We start from the raw sequence: 18,656 nt of genomic DNA, 5'->3' as shown, positions 1-18,656 counted from the left end.
ATGGAATCCTAGGTCCCGCGGCGTCGGATTCCGTGCGTCCGCATTCCGGCCGTTGGGATCGATTCCCACGCTCTAAGGTCTGATCATGGCCGAACTGGTGACGCTCGCCGATGTCGCGCGAGCGGCAGGCGTCTCGCTGGCGACGGCCTCACGCGCACTGAGCGGGGCGGCCGGTCGGACCGTCGGCGCGGCCATGAAAGCAAAGGTGCTGGCCGCGGCAGCCGACCTGAACTACTCGCCCAACGCGAACGCCCAGGCCATGGTGCGTGGTACCACCACCACCGTCGGACTGATCGTGCACGACATCGCGGATCCGTTCGCCGCTGCCGTCGCCTCGGGAGTGATGGCGGTGGCCGCGGAACGCGACCTCATCGTCACCATCGCCTCCACGATGTGGGATCCGGAGACCGAGATCCGGCACGTCGAGGCGCTGCGTCGCCAGCGCGCGCGGGCGGTGATCCTAGCCGGCTCGCGATTCTCCACCGAGACGGTCCAGGACCGGCTGGAGGCCGAGATCGCCGGCATCACCGCGGCCGGTGGGCACGTCGCAGCGATCGGTCAGAAGGCTCTGCCGGTCAACACCCTTGTCCTCGAAAATGCTGGTGGTGCAAGGCGTCTCGCCCGTGTGCTGTGGAGTCTGGGCTACCGCTCCTTCGCCGTCCTGGCGGGCCCGGAGTACCTGCTGACCAGCGAGGAACGGCTGACCGGCTTTCGTGAGGGGCTGTCGGACTGCGGGCACGAACTGCCGGACGAGAACATCATCGCCACCCAGCTGACCCGCGACGGCGGCTACGTCGCGATGACGGAACTGCTCGACCGGGAGGTCGAGGTCCAGGCCGTGTTCGCGGTCAACGATGTGATGGCGGTCGGCGCGATGGCCGCGCTGCGCGAGCAGGGTTACCAGGTGCCGCAGGACATGGCGCTGGCCGGCTTCGACGACATCACCACCCTGCGCGATGTGCAGCCGCCGCTGACGACTGTGCGGCTCCCGCTCGTCGCGATCGGCCGGCGCGCTCTCGAGCTCGCCCTGGACCAGATGGATGGCCAGGAGCCCGTCGCGCTCACGGTGGCCGGCGAGGTCGTGGTGCGGGCCAGCACCCCGTCCCGCACCTGATCCTCGGTCGTCGTCCGCGAAATTTTCTTTCGTCGTTCGCGTGGCACGTCGGTGCGGTGAGCCCGGTCACCGTCAGACGGGCACGTTCACAGGAAGCGTCCAGGAACGGCAAAGCATCCACCTGGGTTCGGGCGACATGGTTGTCCCATGACCGCATACGAGGTAACCCAGGACCTGCTCGCAGCCTCCGCCATCGCCCCGCCGGCCGCGGCCGCCCGAAGCCGTCGCGTTGGGCGGCTCCGCGCCGTGCTGACGGCCGGTATGGCAGCGGGCGCGCTGGTGCTCGCCGTGCCGGCCGCGTCCGCCGCGCAGGCCGCCCCCGCACCGACGCACAGCGCCATCTCCGAGTCATCCATCAGCTCCACGCTGCCCTCGACCATCACCCTGACCACCCGCCGCACCGGCTCGGTGGTCCTGTAGCAACGCCGGCACGTCCGACGTCGCTGGATCATCGACGCGGTCGCCACGCAACACCTGACGTGGCGATGCAACCCCTCCCCGGTTCGTCACGAACAGGTGCTCGACCGCGACGGCAGATGCTCGGTGAGTCCGACAACTCCACCTCGCGGAATGCCGATCCGGCAGGGTTATCTTCGAAGGATGAGAAACCTGATGATCGGCGTCGGCGCAGTGGTCGCAGTGTTCGGGCTGCTGTTCCTGCTCCAGGGCAGCGGCGTCGTCGGCGGCAGCGCGATGAGCAACAACCACTTCTGGATCTACGCCGGCGCGGTGATCGCGATCGTCGGACTGGTCGTCCTGACGTTGGGTTTCCGCCGGGCCCGCACCTGAGGTCTCGGCCACCCGCCGATGTCCAGGCCGGCGTGTGGTATCCCGGCAGGGGTGTCGTATCCCTGCCGGCAAGCGGTATCCCGGCAGGGGTGTCGTCCCCTGGCGGCAAGCGGTATCCCGTCAGGGAAGAGCAGCCTCAGCCGGCGAGTAGCACCGGGAGCCGGCGCTCCCACTCGGATCCGGCTGCCTCGATCCTGGCCATTCGGCTGTCGTCGGGCAGGCGTTCCAATGCGATGGTCAGGCGCGTCTGCGACAACCGCTCGGCGACGCCCTCACCCCACTCGACGACGACGGCCGCCGCGGTCAGGTCGGTGTCCAGATCGAGGTCGTCCAGTTCCACCGATCCGGCGAGTCGGTAGGCGTCGACGTGGACGAGCGACACCCCACCGGCTCCGGCCGCATGCACCCTGGCCAGGACGAAGGTCGGCGAGGTGACCAATCCGGACACGCCCATGCCGACGGCGATTCCCTTGGTGAGTGCCGTCTTCCCGGCGCCGAGCGAACCCGACAGGATGACCAGATCCCCTGCAGTCAGCAGGCTTCCGAGTACCCGGCCGAAGCGGAGCGTGTCCGGCAGGGTCGACAGCGTCCGTGTGCTCGTCGCCACCGGCGTCATCCCGATTTCCGGGCAGGCGATCGGGAGAACATCAAAGCCCGATGAAACAGCCCACGCAGTGTCGAGTTCACGATCTCCGGGCTCTCCATGATGGCCATGTGACCGGCACCCTCGATGATCACGAGCTCTGCGTCCGGCAGGGCTGCCGCGATCGCGCGCGATCGGGAGAGCGGCGTCTGGCGATCGGCGTCGCCACAGATGATGACCACCGGTAACGAGCCGAGGACGGGCAGGGCCGCCACCTGGTCCAGGCCGACCAGCGCAGGAGCGAAGTCAGCGATGACGTCGACCGGGGTGGCCGAGATCATCTCGTCGAGATAGTCGACAAGTTCGCCGGGGACGTCCTTCTGGGCGAATCCCAGCGCCCTGGTCAGCAGCCAGATCGCGTCCCTGCCGCCCGCTCTCCCCCGCTCGAGGAGTGTCGGATACCGCGATGCGGTGGCACTCGCCAGCTTGATCAGCGCCCCGCCGCTCAGGATCAGACTCCGACTGAGCGACCGGGTCGAGGCCTCCCCGGCCGACGTCGACACCAGCGCGACGCCGACCACCCGGTCGGTGAACAGGTTGGGCCGGAGTCCGGCAAGCGTGATGAGGGCCATGCCGCCCATCGAGTGCCCGACGAGGACGACCGGACCGACGGGAGCAGCGGTGGCCATGACCGCAGCGAGGTCGCCGGCCAGGTCCTCCATCGTCACGTGATCGGAGCCGGCCCGGGACGACTTGCCGTGAGAACGCTGGTCGAAGAACACCAAGCGGGCCTCGTCGTTCGACTTGCCCAGCCCGAATCCCTTGCCGGCCACACCGATTCGCTGGTAGTGCCAGGACCCGGCCCGCAACGTCCAGCCGTGCCCGAAGATCACCGTCAGGGGTGCGTCATCCGGTCCGACCTCTTCGACGTGCAGGACGACGCCGTCGTCACCGAGGACGGAGTAGGTGCGATCAGCGGCCAGCATGTCGTAACCCTGGGGATCGGAACCCGAACTGGCCCGATAACGACGGACGGCCCGGCGCTGTGCAGTGACACCGCCCAGGGCGGCGGCGCCGAGGACGCCGGTGGTGATGCCGGCCGCGCCGATGATCCTGCCCCAGGTGCTCACGTCGAACCAACATACCGGCGCGGCACGCGTGAGGAGATCCTGGTGACGATCTCGTACCCGATGGTGCCGCACGCATCGGCCCAGTTCACCGCGGTCGGCTCGCCGTGTGCACCCGGTCCGAGGATCAGCACCTCGTCGCCGGGCGAGATGTCGTCGTCACCGCAGTCGACGACGAACTGGTCCATCGCGATCCGGCCGGCGATGGGCCGCAGACGCCCGGCGATCAGCACCCTGGCCTCAGGACCGGCCGTCCGTGGGATCCCGTCGGCGTAGCCGAGCGGGACGAGTGCCAGTGTCGTCTCCGTCGCGGTGCGATATCTCAAGCCGTAGGACACCCCGTGTCCAGCCGGTACCCGCTTGGTCAGAGCGACCCTGGCGCGCAGGGTCATCACCGGCCGGAGCCGGTCCGCCTTGTCGTGTGGAGCTTCGAACGGGCTGATGCCGTAGAGGCCGATACCGCACCTGACCAGGTCGAAGACCGAGCCCGGCCATTCGAGTACGCCGGGGGTGTTGGCCAGATGCCGCCACCGGACGGTCAGGCCGGCCTCGGCCGCGGTGCGGCACCCCGCTTCGAACACTGCGATCTGGACCGGGACCGACGCGGCGCCGGGTTCGTCGGCGCAGGCCAGATGACTCATGACGCCGACCACTTCGACCTGGCCGTTTCGGCTGTCGGGCTGCTGGGCCGCGGCGGCAGCCCGGGCGAGGACATCGAAGGCGGCCGGGACCGCGCCGCCGCGGCCGAGGCCGGTGTCGATCTTGAGGTGGATCAGCGCGACTCCACCGGGGGCCGACGCCGCCACAGCTGTCACGGCTTCCAGGTGGGCCGGCGAGTAGACCACGAGCTGCACGCCGGCGGCCACCGCCGGGGCGATGTCCTCGTCGGGTACCCACAGCCACGCGACGATCGGCCGGTCCGCGGTCGAGGAATGGCCGGCCGCGATCAGGGCCATGGCCTCGGTCGGGGTCGCCACGCCGAGAGCCGTCGCGCCGGCGCGGAGAGCCGCAGCGGCCACCTGTTCCGCCCCGTGCCCGTAACCGTCGGCCTTGACCACGGCCATCAACTCGGCCGCGGGGTTGACGGCTCTCGCCGCCGACAGCACCAGCCGCGTGTTGTGTTCGACCGCCCGGAGGTCGATGACCGCCTCAGCGCGAAGGTGGGCTGCGCTGTCCGCTGCGCCGTCCGCTGCGCCGTCCGATGCGCCGTCCGCTGCGCCGTCCGTTGCGTCCTGCAAAGTGCTCGCTATAGCGCGCACTTTGCAGGACGCAGACGCCGGCGGGGCGCTCGCAGGCGATGACGCCGGCGCAGGCGGGCCGCCGGGCGCGTCGGAGGTCACGGCTGGGGCTCCGGGTCGGGGGTTCGGATCCGGCTCAGCAGCGCATCGGCTCCCGGGACCCGGTCGCGCTGGGCCCGCTCACCGGCGCGGCCGTGCAGGTGCGCACCGGCGGCCGCCGCGTCCCACGGCGCCAGCCCGCCGGCCAGCAGTGAACCGATGATGCCGGAGAGCACGTCACCCGACCCGGCGGTGGCCAGCCAGGACGAGCCGGTGACGTTGACGGCCACCCGACCGGACGGGTCAGCGACGAGCGTCCGATGACCCTTGAGCAGAATGGTGGCACCGGTCCGGGCGGCGGCCGCGCGGACGGATCCGAGCCGGTCCGCAGGATCGAGATCGGGGAACAGGCGGGCAAACTCGCGGCCGTGCGGCGTCAGCAGGGTCTGCCGGCCACGTCGTTCCTCGAGCAGCGACATCCGGCCGGCCAGGATGGTGAGGCCGTCCGCATCGACCAGAACCGGGACGTCGGCGGCCATGACGGTCGCGAGAGCGGCGGCAGATGACGTATCGGTGCCCATGCCGGGTCCGGCCACCCACGCCTGCACCGTGCCGGCGGCTTCCGGCGATTCCGCGGCGACCACTTCTGGCCACCGGGTCACCACCGGCGCGGCCTGGGGTCCGGCGTAGCGCACCATGCCCGGTCGGGTGCGGACAGCGCCGCCGACCGAGAGGATGGCCGCGCCCGGGTATTTCGGCGATCCGGCCAGGATTCCCGGCACCCCGCCGGAGAACTTGTCCGCCGCCACGCCGGGATCCGGCAGCATCGATTGCACGTCCAGGTCCGTCAGGCAGAACATCTGTGCCCCTGCGGTTTCGAAATCCAGATCAGCGACGACCACCCGCCCGACGTGCGTACCGGCCACCAGCAGACCGGTTTTCAGACCGCCGAGGGTGACCGTGAGATCGGCGTCGAAGGCCGGGCCGTCGAGTCGGCCCGAATCCGGATCAACCCCGCTGGGCACGTCGATCGCCACCTTGAGACAGCTTGCAGAATTGGCCTTCTCGACGATATCGACCAGCGCCGGACGCAGCGGTGGCGTGACACCGATGCCGACCAGACCATCCAGGATGATGTCGGCCCGTTCGAACAGTACGGCGAGATCCGCCTGTGCTGCCGCGATGGTCCGACCACCCGCCCGCTCCAGGGCCGCCAGACCGCCCTGGTGGGCACGGGCGGGATCGAGCAGCACCGCAGTCACGGCCATCCCGCGGCGACGAAGCACCGTGCCGGCGAAAAGCGCGTCCCCACCGTTGTTTCCGGCACCGACCAGCAGGACGGCCTTGCTCCCGACCACCACATCCAGCTCGTCGAGCACGGCCGCCGCGACGGCGTGGGAGGCCCGGCGCATCAACGCGTCGTCGCGATCCCCACGCAGCGCCTGCCTCTCGGCAGCCCTGATCTGATCGACGGTGAAGGCCTCGATCATGACGAGACCCCCAGAGCGAGAACGACAGCCGCAGCGATACCGGCGTCATGCGAGAGCGAGAGGCGCCAATCGGTGACCCCGATCGACGACGCAGCACGCAGGACGGTCCCGGTCGTGACCAGCAACGGACGTCCGGATTCGTCCGAGATCACTGTGCAGTCATGCCATTCCATCCCTCGGGGGACGCCGAGCGCCTTGGCGACGGCCTCCTTCACTGCGAACCGGCCCGCCAGCGAGACCGCTCGCCGCAGCAAACCCGACGGGGTGACCAGCTCGGCGGGCGCGAAGAGTCGCGCAGCGAGACTTGGCGTGCGGGCGAGGGACTCGGAGAACCGTTCCACAGCAACCACATCGATACCGACCCCGAGAACGAGATGACCCTGCGGTATGGCGGGGAGCCCGGATAGCACCTCGACTCCTACTCGACCGTCACGGATTTGGCCAGGTTCCGTGGCTTGTCGATGTTGTAGCCTCTGGTCCGCGCGATCTCTGCGGCCAGGACCTGCAGCGGCACCGTCGCGACCAACGGCTGCAGCAGGGACGGCACCCTGGGGAGCTCGATCAAGACGTCCGCGAACGGCGCGATCGTGTCGTCGCCCTCCTCGCCGATCACGATGGTGCGCGCACCGCGGGCCTGGATCTCCCGGATGTTGGACAGCAGTTTCGAGTGCAGCAGCGGCATCGAACGCGGCGACGGGGTAACCACCACCACCGGCAGGCCCTCCTCGATCAATGCGATCGGCCCGTGTTTCAACTCGCCGGCGGCAAACCCCTCGGCGTGCATGTACGCGAGTTCCTTGAGTTTCAGCGCACCCTCGAGCGCCACCGGGAACCCGACGTGCCGGCCCAGGAAGAGCACCGCCTTGGACTGAGCGATCTCGCGACCGAGCTCCCGCACCGGATCCATCCGGGTGAGCGTGTCGGCGATCGCGGCCGGCATCTCCAGCAGGGTGGTGAACTCGCGGGCCACCTCGTCGGGGTACTTGGTCCCGCGGGCCTGCGCCAGCGCGAGCCCAACCAGGTAGTTTGCCGTCACCTGGGCCAGAAAGCATTTGGTGGAAGCAACTCCCACCTCCGGACCGGCGTGGGTGTACAGCACGGCGTCGGACTCCCGTGGGATCTGCGAGCCGTTGGTGTTGCAGACCGCGAGCACGCGGGCGCGCTGCCGCCGCGCGTGCCGGACCGCCTCCAGGGTGTCGGCGGTCTCGCCGGACTGACTGATCGCCACTACGAGGGTATCCCGGTCGAGAACCGGGTCACGGTAACGGAACTCGCTGGCCAGCTCGACCTCGACGGGGAGTCGGGTCCAGTGCTCGATCGCGTACTTGGCCACCAGACCGGAATGGAACGCGGTTCCGCAGGCCACCACGAAGACCTTGTCGATGGTCCGCAACTCGTCATCGCCGAGGCGTTGTTCGTCGAGAACGATGCGGGTGCCGTCGAAATGCCCGCGCAGGGTGTCCTCGACCGCCGCCGGCTGCTCCTGGATCTCCTTGTCCATGAAGAACTGGTGGCCGCCCTTCTCGGCGGCGGCGAGGTCCCAGTCGACGTGGAACGGACGGAAGTCGGTGGTGGCCGATGATCCGGCCAGGAAGGAGGTGACCTCGTAGGAATCAGGGGTGATCACCACCAGCTGGTCCTGACCCAGCTCGACGGCTTCCCGGGTGTGGGTGATGAAGGCGGCAACGTCGGAGGCCACGAACATCTCGCCCTCACCGACCCCGATGACGAGGGGCGAGTTGCGACGGGCGGCGACCAGCATGTCGGGCACATCCGCGTGGGTGGCCACGAGGGTGAAGGCGCCCTCCAGTCGGCGACAGGTGGCGGCCATCGACGCCGGCAGATCCCCGGCGGTCGGTCCGGTGGCGAAGGCGGCACCGAGAAGGTGTGCCACCACCTCGGTGTCGGTGTCACTGGCCAACTCGACGCCGGCCCGTTCGAGCTCGGCGCGGAGAACCGGGAAGTTCTCGATGATGCCGTTGTGGATGACGGCCGTGCGGCCGGTCGCGTCGGTGTGCGGATGGGCGTTGCGGTCGGTGGGGCCGCCGTGGGTAGCCCACCGCGTGTGCCCCATTCCAGTGGTGCCTTCCAGGGCCACCACCCCGGAATCGATGTACTTCTCCAGGTTGGCCAGCTCACCGGCCTTCTTGGCGGTGTGCAGCTCACCCGCACCGTCCAGCACGGCCACTCCTGACGAGTCGTAGCCGCGGTACTCCAGCCTGCGCAACCCCTCGAGGATCTGGGGAAGCGCCTGTCGAGGACCGGTGTAACCGACGATTCCGCACATAGCAGCCAGGCTAACCGCTGCACGGGGCACAACTGTCCGGTTGATCGATCGTTCGCCGTGTGTCGGGTGATGCGGGTCTGAGGTCGATAGCGAAGGCGGGGCGCTGGTATCAGAGCGTGATCGGAATCCGCCGGCGCAGGGCAGCGGGAGCGCTCGCGGCGTGCGCCCTGGCCACTGCCCGTAGGGCCTCGAGCACCGGGGCGATGTGCGGCTGGTCATGGGTGCCGGCCCGGAACTGTGCCGCGATGCGGCGCATGGGCGGCTCACCGCTGACCGGCAGGATGACGATCGGATCCGAGGTGAAAGGACCCTGGGCGAGCCGCGGCAGCAGGCACACACCCTGACCGGCCGCAACCAGCGCCACGGCTCCGGTGAAATCGTCGGCGTGGTGACGGGACCGGGGAACGAATCCGGCTCGGGCACAGGCCGCCCGCATGGCCGTCCAGCACGGAACCCCGGGCGCGTGGGTGATCCAGTCCTCGTCCACCATCTCGCGCAGGTCGATCTCTTCGAGGCCCGCCAGCCGATGATCCCGTGGAAGCGCCACATCCATGATGTCGTCGAGCAGGTACTCATCGGCCAGCCGGGGATCGTCGGCGCCGAGCAGTTCGGCCCCACCCGTCAGGGTGAGCGCGATGTCGACCTGACGTCCGAGCAGGGCATCGACCGCGTTCTCCGGTTGCACCTCGCTGATCCGCAGGTCGAGCCGGCTGTCGGCGAGCTGGGCGATGACCGGTACGGCGACGCCGCGGATCGCGGTGGGAAACGCCCCGAGCCGGACGGTGCCGGCGTCACCGCGGCGGAAGGCGGCGAGGTCGGACTCGGCGTGCTCGAGGTGGGTGAAGACCTCGTGGGCGTGGCGCAGGAGCAGTTCCGCGGCGGCCGTGAGCCGCACCCGCCGGCCGTCGGGTTCGAGCATGGGGGTGCCCGCCTCGCGGGACAGCGCAGCCAGTTGCTGCGAGACGGCGGACGGCGTCAGGTGCACGACGGCCGCGGTCGCGGCGATGGTGCCACACCGGTCGAGCTCACGCAGGATCTCGAGACGACGAAGATCAATCATGCAGCTGAGCTTACTCGAATCCGGTAGAAGTATTAGTTTGACTGTAGATACAGACGGGTCGACAGTGGAGGAATGGGAATCCTCGTACTTCTCGTCATCCTGGTTGCACTGGCGCTGGCCGCCCTGTCGTTCGCCGCGGATACCCGCGGCGGGCGGGAGTACTCGGTCGGGGCACTCCTGACCCCGGCCCGCGACGACAACACCCACTAGCCGACCCGGCCGTGCGCATGTAGAACGGCACTGCGCAGACAGAACGGCACTGCGCATACCGATTGGTCCGAATTCAGCAGATTTCGGGCCGAACTGGGCAGAACGGTATGCGCCGGGGTGTCCTGTATGCGCACTGGAGCGGCAGGGGACCGGGAGGCGCTCAGGCGTCGACGGGGCGACCGCCGCGGGACTTCACTGCGTCCGGATCCGGGGACAGCACAGCGGAGTCGGGGGTCGGGGTCGAGTAACCGGCACGGTCGGCAGGCGCCGAGGCGGCCACCGCCCGCACGTCGGCCCAGGCCCGCAGCGCATTGATCTGCTCGGCCTGGGTCACGGACAGCGGAACGGTGTTGACGATGGCCCGGGCCAGGTCCTCCGAGGTCAGCGCGCGGCGGCCGTCGAACGCGTCGAAGCAGGCCGAGATCACCGCCTGCTCGATCTCGGCGCCCGAGAACCCCTCGGTGATCTCGACGAGTGGGCCGAGCAGGTCGTCGTCGATCGGCATCTTCCCGAGCGCCGGGCCGGCCTTCAACCTGCCGGCGATGTGCAGCGAGAAGATCACCCGCCGTTCCACCCCGGTCGGCAGGTCGATGAAGAAGATCTCGTCGAAACGGCCCTTGCGGAGCAACTCCGGCGGCAACAGCGATATGTTGTTGGCGGTGGCCATGACGAAGACGGCCGAGGTCTTCTCCTGCATCCACGTCAGGAAGGTGCCGAACACCCGGGCCGACGTCCCCGAGTCCCCCGTGCCGGAAGCCCCTGCCGCGAAACCCTTCTCGATCTCGTCGATCCATAGCACGCACGGCGCGACCGCCTCGGCCGTCCGGAGCGCGGAGCGCATGTTCTGCTCGCTCTCCCCCACCAACCCGCCGAAGATCCGGCCGACGTCCATCCGGACCAGGGGCAGCGACCAGGCACTGGCCATCGCCTTGGCCGTCAACGACTTGCCGCAGCCCGGAACACCGGTCACCAGAACACCTTTGGGCGCCGGCAGTCCGTACAAGTGGGCCTCGTCGAGCCACGACCCGGCTCGTTTGGTCAGCCAGGTCTTCAGATTCCCCAGACCGCCAACGTCGCTGAGCTTCACGGTCGCGGTCACCACTTCCAGCACCCCGGACTTCCGGACGATCTGCCCCTTCTCCCGCTGGACGATGGTGACATCGCCGGCCGAGAGGTGTCCGTCGTCGACCATCGCGCGGGCGAAGGCGTTCTCGGCCTCGAAGGCCGTCAGGCCGAGGGCAGCCTTGGCCAGCCGTTCGAGCGCGTCGTCGGACGGGTCGACGGTCAGTGCCTTCGAATCGGTGTTGAGCTTGATCGCCTTGTCCAGGAGTTCGCGCATCTGCGGCTCGGTCGGCAGCGGGTAGTCAACCACCGTGACGAGCGCTTCGAGATCCGACGGGATCCGCGGCGTCGGCGACACCAGGATGAGGGTCCGAGGGACCGAGCCGACCCGGAACAGCTCGACCGTGTCCTTCAGCGCCCTGACCACCTGGGTATCGGGCAACTGGTTGTTGGTACCGAGCCACGGATGGAGGTCGAGCAGGATGACCACGCTCGGCATGGTCAGCGCGGCAGCGGCGGTCAGGGCGGCGAGCGGGGTCCTGGTCTCCGGATTGCCGGGCTGACCGAGAGCGGCGAACCCGCGCGAAGTGGACCAGAGGTGGACCTGACGCTGCGGCATCACCTGGCTGCGGTCACCCACCACGGACGCGATCTCGCCGAGCACCCGCGACTCCTCGGCCGTGCCGATCGACAGGAGCGGGAAACGCGCCTTGATCAACCGGCGCAGCGTGCCGGCGAAATCGGCCTCGTCGTCCTGTGGCATCGGCGCTCCCGGTCTCTGCGTCAGGTGTCCGGCGCTGTCGGTGTGTAGGTCGTGGTGTAGGTCGTGGTGTCACTGCCTGGTGCGATGGGCACTGCCCTGTGGTCCGACGATGTTGACCCGGTACTGCTCAGTCACACCCCGCGGCCAGCAATACTGTACGGATACGCCCCGGGCACCCCTGGTCGTGTGAGCGGTAGTCGCAATCCAAGGAAACCAAGCCGCGAAGTCCGCCTCGCGCGGAAGTCCAGGAGGACACCGATGCCCCTCTTCGGCAAGAAGACCCCGATCGGGATCGACCGACCGTCGATGGAGTACCTCGGCCACCGCGGCCCGCTTCGCGTGGCGGCCGGCAATCTCGCCGATGCGGGCATGCCCGGACTGATCTTCACGCCCGTCTCCGGACGTCGGCTCCCGGCCGTCGCCCTCTTGCACGGCTGGCTGCAGCCGGCGAGCCGATACGCGAACACCATGCGCTACCTGGCGTCCTGGGGCTTCGTGGTGGTGGCACCGGACACCGAGAAGGGCCCGATCCCCTCCCACGGCGCGATGGCCCGCGATCTGACGGCAGCCCTGCATCTGGTGGCGAATGGTCGTCTCGGCAACGGCCGGGTGCAGGTCGATCCGGACCGGCTCGGCGTCATCGGTCATTCGATCGGAGCCGGCGCCGCCGTCCTGGCCGCCGCCGCGGACTCCTCGATCGGAGCGGTCGTCACGGTCACCGCGGCCGCGACCCGCCCGTCCGCCGTCGAGGCCGCGACCCGCGTCCAGGTGCCGGGCCTTCATCTCGTCGGCGCCGACGACGACATGGCCGACGGCGACGGCGCGGCAATCGCGGCCGCCTGGGCCGGGCCCGCCTCGCTCCGCACCGTCAAGGGCGCCAGTCATCTCGGCCTGGCCGAAGGCTCGCACTGGACGTCGACCCTCAGCGGGTCCGGCAACGAGAAGCGGATCCAGCAGGTGGTCCGGCTGCTGTCCACCGCCTTCCTGCTACGCCACCTGACGGACGCCGACCAGCTCGCCGACGAGCTCGAAGGCAAGATCAAGGGCACTGTGCTCGAGGACCTGGACGAGGTCCGCGCCGAGTAGAGGCGCGCCCCGCGGAGCTGCATTCCACGCCTCATCCCGGATCGAGCGGGGATCAGAAATCCCGTATGTGTCTGATTTGCCGGAAATGAGCTCCCCGCAACTCTGGTGGGGGCGCAGGCAACTCTGGTGGGGCGCAGGCAACTCTGGTGGGGCGCAGGCAACTCTGGTGGGGGCGCAGGCAACGGCAGCGCGGGCGGAGTTGTCCACATACCCGTTCGCCATCCACATTCCGATCGCCGGGCTGGTCCGGTCCACCTGCAGCCACGATGCTGCAGGAGTGCCTCGACCACTCCCTCCCGTACTCGTCGCCCTGGCGATCGAGCAACGGGGCGCGCTGCTGGCGGTCCAGATCGCGGAAGTGTTGGGCGCCAAGCAGATCCGCCGACTGACCGGAGACGACACCGTCACGAAGCTGTGGCACAGCGCCTATGCGCTCCCCCACCATGCAGCCGCGGCGGCTTGTCGCGTGGAAGCGGCTGGACTGTCACTGGATCGGCCGGTGGTGGCGTGCCTGCAGACCGCAGCCGAGCTGTACGGGTTCGATCTGGAGACCGACCCGCGGACGCACATCCTCGCCGATCACGACTGGTCCAATGCCACTGCTGGGATCGTTCAGCACCGGTATCGCCCGGTCCGCGATCACCAACTGCTGGACGGGCAGAAGGTCGCCGACATCGCGGAGACGGCGGTGCGGATGGCCTGCCGCGAGTCGGATCCGGCCCGAGTCCTGGCGGTCCTGGACCGGTCACTGTTCCGGACCGTCCTCGACCAGGCAGATCTCGCCCGGGTCGCCGATGACCTACGGATCCGTGGGATCAGCCTGACTCGTGAACTGATCGGACTGGCGGACGGCCGCGCCGAGTCACCCGGCGAATCCTGGCTCCGGTGGGTCTGCCACGAGGCCGGCTTCCCGCCCGCCACGCCGCAGATCTGGATCACCGACGACTACGGCCGCCGCTGCCGGATCGATCTGGGCTGGGAGAAGTTGCGGGTCGGCTGCGAGTACGACGGCGTCGAGTTCCACACCGGCGGAGCTCTGACTCGGGATCGCTCGCGCTACAACACGCTCGGGCGACAGCAGTGGCTGATGCACGGCGTCACACATTCCATGATCTGGCACCAGCGCCGGTTCCTGGTCGCCGACATCCGCTCGCTGCTCGACCAACGCAGCGCCTGACGTCACCGCCTGACGGACGGGGCCCGTGACCACGCCGCACCTCACCCCGGCCGCACCTCACGATGCCGCACCTCACCGTGCCGCACCTCACCATGCCGCACCTCACCATGCCGCACCTCACCATGCCGGGAGCGATCGAGCAGCGGCCCGATGCGCCGGTCATCGGGCGTCGGCCGGCGATCGAGCGGAGAGCAGAAGTCCCACCAATGTCCGCTTTGCCGGACTTATGCTCCCCGCAACTCGGGGATCCAGGGCCGCAACTCGGGGATCCCGGGCCGCAACTCGGGGATCCCGGGCCGCAACTCGGGGATCCCGGGGGCGCAGCGCAACTCGGGGATCCCGGGGGGCAATTCGAGGGTCCCGGTCGGGCCGCGGGAAGCTCGGCCGAGCCAGGCGTCAGCCGGTGACGTGGGCGACGACGTCGGCCACGCGTTCGGCGACCGTGCGGGCCTTCTCGGCGGTGGCGGCCTCGACCATCACGCGGACGAGGGGTTCGGTGCCGGACGGGCGAAGCAGGATCCGACCGAGGGTGCCCAGCTCCTGCTCGGCCGCCAGGACGGACTCGGCGACCACATCGGAGCTCGCTACGGCGGACTTGTCGCGGACCTTGACGTTGATCAGGATCTGCGGGAATCTGAAGACGCGGGCTGCCAGCTCGGCGAGAGTCTTTCCGGTGAAGGCCATCTCGGCCATCAGATGCAGGGCAGTGAGCAGACCGTCACCGGTGGTGGCCTGCTCGGCGAGCACCAGGTGACCGGACTGCTCACCACCGAGGCTGAAGCCGCCGGACCGCATCTCCTCGAGGACGTAGCGATCGCCGACGCCCGTGGTGACCACCGTGATGCCGGCCTCCGCCATCGCCTGGTGGAACCCGATGTTCGCCATCACGGTGCTGACCACGGTGGAGTCGGCCAGCTTGCCGCGGCCGTTCAGCGCGACCGCCAGGATCGCCAGGATGGAATCGCCGTCCACCTCGTTGCCGGCGGCGTCGATGGCCAGGCAGCGGTCGGCATCACCGTCGTGGGCGATCCCGAGATCCGCACCGTGCTCGAGCACCGCAGCTCGTACGTGGTCGAGGTGGGTGGAACCGACACCGTCGTTGATGTTCAGGCCGTCCGGATGACCGGCGATGACGACCACCTCGGCACCGGCGCGGCGATAGGCCTGCGGGGCCGTATCGAAGGAGGCGCCGTTGGCGCAGTCGACGACGACCTTCAGGCCGGCCAGCGGGTGCGGAGTGCACGCCTGCAGATGATCGAGGTAGGCCTCGATCGACGCGGCGGCCGAGGTGATCCGACCGACGCCGGCACCGGTCGGCAGTTTCCACTCCGCTTCCATGTCGGACTCGATCGCGTCCTCGACGGCGTCATCGAGCTTGACCCCACCGGCGGCGAAGATCTTGATGCCGTTGTCCGGCATGGAGTTGTGCGACGCCGAGATGACGACGCCGAGGTCTGCGGACAGTTCCCCCGTCAGGTAGGCGACAGCTGGGGTCGGTACGACACCGAGCAGGAGGACGTCGACACCCGCCGAGGCCAGTCCGGCAGCCACCGCGGCTTCCAACATCTCGCCGCTCGCACGCGGGTCCCGCCCGACGACGGCGACCGGACGACGAACGAGGGCAGCAACCCCCGTCTCGCCGAACTTCTCTCCCGGAGACGACTCGGCCGCCCGGCCCCCTCCAGTGGCACTCTGCCGGAGCAGGGCCTGCTGGATGAGGACACGGGCGGCCGAGGTCGCCAGCGAGAGCGCAAGGGACGGTGTCAGGTCGGCATTCGCCAGACCTCGCACACCATCGGTTCCGAAGAGCCGGCCCATGCGCGGTGGATCAGCGCTTGGAGTACTGGGGGGCCTTGCGGGCCTTCTTGAGGCCGTACTTCTTGCGCTCGGTGGCGCGGGCGTCACGAGTCAGGAAGCCGGACTTCTTCATGGCCGGACGATCGGTCTCGTCGAGCTCGATCAGGGCGCGGGCGATGCCAAGACGCAGTGCGCCGGCCTGGCCGGACACCCCGCCGCCGTGCAGCTTCGCGTGGACGTCGTAGATGCCGTCCTTCTCGAGCTGGACCAACGGCTCCTTGATGAGCTGCTGGTGCACCTTGTTCGGGAAGTAGTTGTCCATCGTGCGACCGTTCAGGGTGAACACACCGGTACCCGGGGTCAGGCGGACGCGGACGACGGCTTCCTTGCGACGGCCGACGGTCTGCACCGGGCGATCGACGGCAACCTTGACGACGGCCGGGACGATGACGGGGGCGTCCTCGGACTCGGTCGTGTAGTCGCCCGACTCGTCGACGCCGGCTGCTTCGTCCAGCGCGACGTCGTCGTTCTCGACGATCTCAGGGGTTTCGCTCACTGACTCGCTCTTCTCACTGTCTTCGTACTGCAGGGGATGTCTGGAATAGAGGGTGCTGGATGACGCTGCGAGCCGGGGCCCGGACGACTCCGGACTACTGGGCGACCTGGACGATGTCGTACGGCGCCGGCTGCTGCGCGGTGTGCGGGTGGTTCGGACCCACGTACACCTTGAGCTTGCGGGCCATCGAGCGGCCCAGCGAGTTGTGCGGGAGCATGCCGATGATGGCCTTCTCGACCAGCAGGTCGGCGCGGGTGTCCAGCAGCTCGCCGACGCTCTGCTTGCGCAGGCCGCCCGGCTGACCGGAGTGGCGGTACAGGAACTTGCCGTCCCGCTTGTTGCCGGAGACGGCGACCTTCTCGGCATTGATGATGACGACGAAGTCGCCCGTGTCGACGTGCGGCGCGTAGATCGCCTTGTGCTTGCCGCGGAGCAGCTGCGCGGACTGGCTGGCCAGCCGGCCGAGCACGACGTCGGTCGCGTCGATCACGTGCCAGGCGTGGGTGACGTCGCCTGGCTTGGGGCTGTACGTGCGCACGGGTATGCCTCTGTCTCTCACATTGCGGAATCAAAAACCACGGACTCGAACTTGCGGACTCTCGGAAAATCTTGCCTAGGTGTCGCGGGCAGTGCACCCACGACAGGATGCCGCAGATGACGGCGACCTCGGCCTGCGCTGCGACGACCGTCGGGAACCCCCGCTGCGATGATCCGGCGGGTAGACCCGGGGATGTCCCCGGGGCGAACTCCGAAAGGTTCACGTTCGTGAGGCGACGCACAACACAACTGATGACCGCATGCGCAGGACACGATGCAGCGGCACACCGAAGATCGAGGTTACCGTGCCGTGGCGGTCAGGTCAAAATGCCCGGCGGGCCGCCTGACCTCCGGGCGTGTCCGGCGCTCAGAAGCCGGCCAGGAGCTGGTATTGGGCCGACATCGCCGCGTTCAGGTCGGACTCGCTCTTGGCGCTGATCTCGAAGGCGTAGCGACCCTGGGTGCCCACGCAGTAGTACACCGAATTCAGCGCCTGCTGAAGGCACTTCGCCGAAGGAACGGTCGCGGTCAAGGCGAAGGGCTGCATGCCGGTCTGCGTCTTCTGCACGTAGGCGACGAAGTCGTCGCGGACGAGGTCGGCACCCGTCGTGCTCGCTGCGCGGTAGACGGACGCACGCCCGTCCGCCACCAGGTCGACGCCGGCGGTGGCGAAGATCTGCTTCGTCCCGGCCGGATCGTTGTCGTAGTGCAACTGACCCGCCGCGCTGATGGAACCGTCGAAGACGGTGGCGTTGTCGCCGGTATTTGGCAGGGTGTGGGCGAGCAGACCGTCCGGGTCGACCGGGAGCGCCATGATGGCGGCCGGTGCCGTGGGAACGAATGTGCGCATCGACGCCGTCACGGCCGCAAACGCCTTCGCGGCCAGCGCCGCACCGATGGCCGCACCCGTGAACTTCTTGCCGCTCATGTAGGTGTAGATCACCATCCGGCCCTGGGCCAGGAAGCTCTGGAAGTACATGCCGCCGCCGGAGAGCGTGCCGTACCAGCCCGCCGAGGCCGGGTAGCCGGCCACGACGGCCTTGCCCTTGTCCGTGGTCTTGTCGGCCGAGGCCGCGGCGAACGCCGGGACAGCAGCCGTCGCCTGGGCGGCGGTGCCGAACTCGAACGCCGCGACCACCAGCCCGTTGTTCGCGGGGTCCGATCTCGCCGACGAGAAGCCGGTGATCATCCCGGACCGCTGGGCCACGGCCGGCATGGGCGCCGAGCCGAACAGCGTCGACATGGCCGACGGTCCGCCGTAGGGCAAGGTACTCAAGTCCCCGTTGCGGGTGTAGCTCGCGTCGATGAAGGTCGGCACCACCAGCGCACCGGCAATCCGGCGCGCCTCGAGCAGATTGGCGCCGCGCTGCGTGCTCGAGGTCTTGTTGTACTGGAGCGGAGTGGTCGGATACGTCGTCGGCGCCGACCCGCCGGAGCTCTGCGGGGCCGAGGATTCGGTGCTTGCGGTGCTCGCGGTGTCTTCCGTCGGGGTGGTGCCGGTGGTCTGGACCGGTGAGGACTCGCTGGTCGGCGACTCGCTCGGCGTGGTGATGCCTGGCGACGACGGGTCGGAGGTGCCCGGACCCGATGTCCCGGGCGACGAAGAATTCGCCGCGCTGACGGCGGCGGCATTGGGCTCTGCGGTTCCGCCGATGGTGCTCGCGCATCCGGCGATCAACACCGCGGCCACGGCGACGGCCATGATGGCCGACCTGCTCGATCTCATGACACTGTCCTTTCG

General features: G+C 69.1%; 18 protein-coding genes. 6 read left to right on the top strand and 12 right to left on the bottom strand.

The window, feature by feature from the left end; translation table 11 throughout:
- Nucleotides 1-85 precede the first annotated feature (85 nt).
- The 3 genes from ABIB25_RS08965 (at nucleotide 86) to ABIB25_RS08955 (ending at nucleotide 1,903) form a co-directional block, all read left to right on the top strand.
- A complete protein-coding gene (locus tag ABIB25_RS08965; protein WP_354528087.1) occupies nucleotides 86-1,114 on the top strand; it encodes a LacI family DNA-binding transcriptional regulator in 1,029 nt (342 codons plus the stop codon).
- A 147-nt stretch (nucleotides 1,115-1,261) separates the two neighbouring features.
- Nucleotides 1,262-1,534 (top strand): hypothetical protein, encoded by a 273-nt coding sequence (locus ABIB25_RS08960; protein ID WP_354528086.1) that lies wholly within the window; start codon nucleotides 1,262-1,264, stop codon nucleotides 1,532-1,534.
- Nucleotides 1,535-1,714: 180 nt separating this feature from the next.
- Entirely contained in the window at nucleotides 1,715-1,903 is a 189-nt protein-coding gene (locus tag ABIB25_RS08955; protein WP_354528085.1) for a hypothetical protein, read from the top strand.
- A 136-nt stretch (nucleotides 1,904-2,039) separates the two neighbouring features.
- Here ABIB25_RS08955 and tsaE read toward each other — a convergent pair whose 3' ends face one another.
- The 7 genes from tsaE to ABIB25_RS08920 all read right to left on the bottom strand — a co-directional run bounded on the left by tsaE (nucleotide 2,040) and on the right by ABIB25_RS08920 (nucleotide 9,727).
- Entirely contained in the window at nucleotides 2,040-2,519 is a 480-nt protein-coding gene (gene tsaE, locus ABIB25_RS08950; protein ID WP_354528084.1) for a tRNA (adenosine(37)-N6)-threonylcarbamoyltransferase complex ATPase subunit type 1 TsaE, read from the bottom strand.
- A complete protein-coding gene (locus ABIB25_RS08945; RefSeq protein ID WP_354528083.1) occupies nucleotides 2,516-3,616 on the bottom strand; it encodes an alpha/beta fold hydrolase in 1,101 nt (366 codons plus the stop codon). Before ABIB25_RS08945 ends, tsaE begins: the two co-directional genes overlap by 4 nt.
- Nucleotides 3,613-4,851: an alanine racemase gene (alr, locus tag ABIB25_RS08940; RefSeq protein WP_354528082.1), complete on the bottom strand. Its 1,239-nt coding sequence runs from the start codon at nucleotides 4,849-4,851 to the stop codon at nucleotides 3,613-3,615. The genes ABIB25_RS08945 and alr overlap by 4 nt, the downstream gene beginning before the upstream one ends.
- Nucleotides 4,852-4,949: 98 nt before the next feature.
- Nucleotides 4,950-6,380, bottom strand: coding sequence for an NAD(P)H-hydrate dehydratase (locus tag ABIB25_RS08935; RefSeq protein ID WP_354528081.1), 1,431 nt, complete (start codon nucleotides 6,378-6,380; stop codon nucleotides 4,950-4,952).
- Nucleotides 6,377-6,769 carry a holo-ACP synthase gene (locus ABIB25_RS08930; protein ID WP_354528250.1) on the bottom strand — a complete coding sequence of 131 codons (393 nt, stop codon included), beginning with the start codon at nucleotides 6,767-6,769 and terminating at the stop codon, nucleotides 6,377-6,379. Before ABIB25_RS08930 ends, ABIB25_RS08935 begins: the two co-directional genes overlap by 4 nt.
- A 29-nt stretch (nucleotides 6,770-6,798) precedes the next feature.
- A complete protein-coding gene (gene glmS / locus ABIB25_RS08925; protein ID WP_354528080.1) occupies nucleotides 6,799-8,667 on the bottom strand; it encodes a glutamine--fructose-6-phosphate transaminase (isomerizing) in 1,869 nt (622 codons plus the stop codon).
- A gap of 109 nt (nucleotides 8,668-8,776) precedes the next feature.
- On the bottom strand, nucleotides 8,777-9,727 hold the full coding sequence (locus tag ABIB25_RS08920) for a LysR family transcriptional regulator (RefSeq protein WP_354528079.1): 951 nt from the start codon (nucleotides 9,725-9,727) through the stop codon (nucleotides 8,777-8,779).
- Nucleotides 9,728-9,799: 72 nt separating this feature from the next.
- Here ABIB25_RS08920 and ABIB25_RS08915 point away from each other — a divergent pair, with 72 nt between their 5' ends.
- On the top strand, nucleotides 9,800-9,937 hold the full coding sequence (locus tag ABIB25_RS08915; protein WP_354528078.1) for a hypothetical protein: 138 nt from the start codon (nucleotides 9,800-9,802) through the stop codon (nucleotides 9,935-9,937).
- Between the two features lie 160 nt (nucleotides 9,938-10,097).
- Here the strand turns inward: ABIB25_RS08915 and ABIB25_RS08910 are convergent, their stop codons facing one another.
- On the bottom strand, nucleotides 10,098-11,762 hold the full coding sequence (locus ABIB25_RS08910; protein ID WP_354528077.1) for a Ycf46 family AAA ATPase: 1,665 nt from the start codon (nucleotides 11,760-11,762) through the stop codon (nucleotides 10,098-10,100).
- Nucleotides 11,763-12,020: 258 nt separating this feature from the next.
- On the opposite strand from ABIB25_RS08910, the gene ABIB25_RS08905 reads away from it, so the two are divergent.
- Both ABIB25_RS08905 and ABIB25_RS08900 read left to right on the top strand, forming a co-directional pair.
- Nucleotides 12,021-12,848 (top strand): dienelactone hydrolase family protein, encoded by an 828-nt coding sequence (locus ABIB25_RS08905; protein ID WP_354528076.1) that lies wholly within the window; start codon nucleotides 12,021-12,023, stop codon nucleotides 12,846-12,848.
- An 85-nt stretch (nucleotides 12,849-12,933) separates the two neighbouring features.
- Entirely contained in the window at nucleotides 12,934-14,025 is a 1,092-nt protein-coding gene (locus ABIB25_RS08900; protein ID WP_354528075.1) for a type IV toxin-antitoxin system AbiEi family antitoxin, read from the top strand.
- 396 nt (nucleotides 14,026-14,421) lie between these two features.
- On the opposite strand, the gene glmM is transcribed toward ABIB25_RS08900, so the two are convergent.
- The 4 genes from glmM to ABIB25_RS08880 form a co-directional block, all read right to left on the bottom strand.
- Nucleotides 14,422-15,843, bottom strand: a complete 1,422-nt coding sequence (gene glmM, locus ABIB25_RS08895; protein ID WP_354528074.1) for a phosphoglucosamine mutase — start codon at nucleotides 15,841-15,843, stop codon at nucleotides 14,422-14,424.
- A 10-nt stretch (nucleotides 15,844-15,853) separates the two neighbouring features.
- On the bottom strand, nucleotides 15,854-16,378 hold the full coding sequence (gene rpsI, locus ABIB25_RS08890; protein ID WP_354528073.1) for a 30S ribosomal protein S9: 525 nt from the start codon (nucleotides 16,376-16,378) through the stop codon (nucleotides 15,854-15,856).
- A gap of 94 nt (nucleotides 16,379-16,472) precedes the next feature.
- The gene (rplM, locus tag ABIB25_RS08885; RefSeq protein ID WP_354528072.1) at nucleotides 16,473-16,916 is read right to left on the bottom strand and encodes a 50S ribosomal protein L13; all 444 of its coding nucleotides are present in this window, start codon (nucleotides 16,914-16,916) and stop codon (nucleotides 16,473-16,475) included.
- Nucleotides 16,917-17,282: 366 nt separating this feature from the next.
- Nucleotides 17,283-18,641, bottom strand: coding sequence for a DUF7373 family lipoprotein (locus tag ABIB25_RS08880; protein ID WP_354528071.1), 1,359 nt, complete (start codon nucleotides 18,639-18,641; stop codon nucleotides 17,283-17,285).
- Nucleotides 18,642-18,656 lie beyond the last annotated feature (15 nt).

This window comes from Nakamurella sp. UYEF19, assembly GCF_040546275.1.
Classification (GTDB): Bacteria; Actinomycetota; Actinomycetes; order Mycobacteriales; family Nakamurellaceae; genus Nakamurella.
Note: the sequence above shows the minus strand (reverse complement) of the source record. Positions and strands in the feature narration are given on the sequence as shown.

Coding starts and splice junctions, on each gene's coding strand:
- ABIB25_RS08965 (WP_354528087.1), top strand. CDS start 86: ATGGCCGAACTGGTGACGCTCGCCGATGTCGCGCGAGCGGCAGGCGTC.
- ABIB25_RS08960 (WP_354528086.1), top strand. CDS start 1,262: ATGACCGCATACGAGGTAACCCAGGACCTGCTCGCAGCCTCCGCCATC.
- ABIB25_RS08955 (WP_354528085.1), top strand. CDS start 1,715: ATGAGAAACCTGATGATCGGCGTCGGCGCAGTGGTCGCAGTGTTCGGG.
- tsaE (WP_354528084.1), bottom strand. CDS start 2,519: ATGACGCCGGTGGCGACGAGCACACGGACGCTGTCGACCCTGCCGGAC.
- ABIB25_RS08935 (WP_354528081.1), bottom strand. CDS start 6,380: ATGATCGAGGCCTTCACCGTCGATCAGATCAGGGCTGCCGAGAGGCAG.
- glmS (WP_354528080.1), bottom strand. CDS start 8,667: ATGTGCGGAATCGTCGGTTACACCGGTCCTCGACAGGCGCTTCCCCAG.
- ABIB25_RS08920 (WP_354528079.1), bottom strand. CDS start 9,727: ATGATTGATCTTCGTCGTCTCGAGATCCTGCGTGAGCTCGACCGGTGT.
- ABIB25_RS08915 (WP_354528078.1), top strand. CDS start 9,800: ATGGGAATCCTCGTACTTCTCGTCATCCTGGTTGCACTGGCGCTGGCC.
- ABIB25_RS08910 (WP_354528077.1), bottom strand. CDS start 11,762: ATGCCACAGGACGACGAGGCCGATTTCGCCGGCACGCTGCGCCGGTTG.
- ABIB25_RS08905 (WP_354528076.1), top strand. CDS start 12,021: ATGCCCCTCTTCGGCAAGAAGACCCCGATCGGGATCGACCGACCGTCG.
- ABIB25_RS08900 (WP_354528075.1), top strand. CDS start 12,934: ATGAGCTCCCCGCAACTCTGGTGGGGGCGCAGGCAACTCTGGTGGGGC.
- glmM (WP_354528074.1), bottom strand. CDS start 15,843: ATGGGCCGGCTCTTCGGAACCGATGGTGTGCGAGGTCTGGCGAATGCC.
- ABIB25_RS08880 (WP_354528071.1), bottom strand. CDS start 18,641: ATGAGATCGAGCAGGTCGGCCATCATGGCCGTCGCCGTGGCCGCGGTG.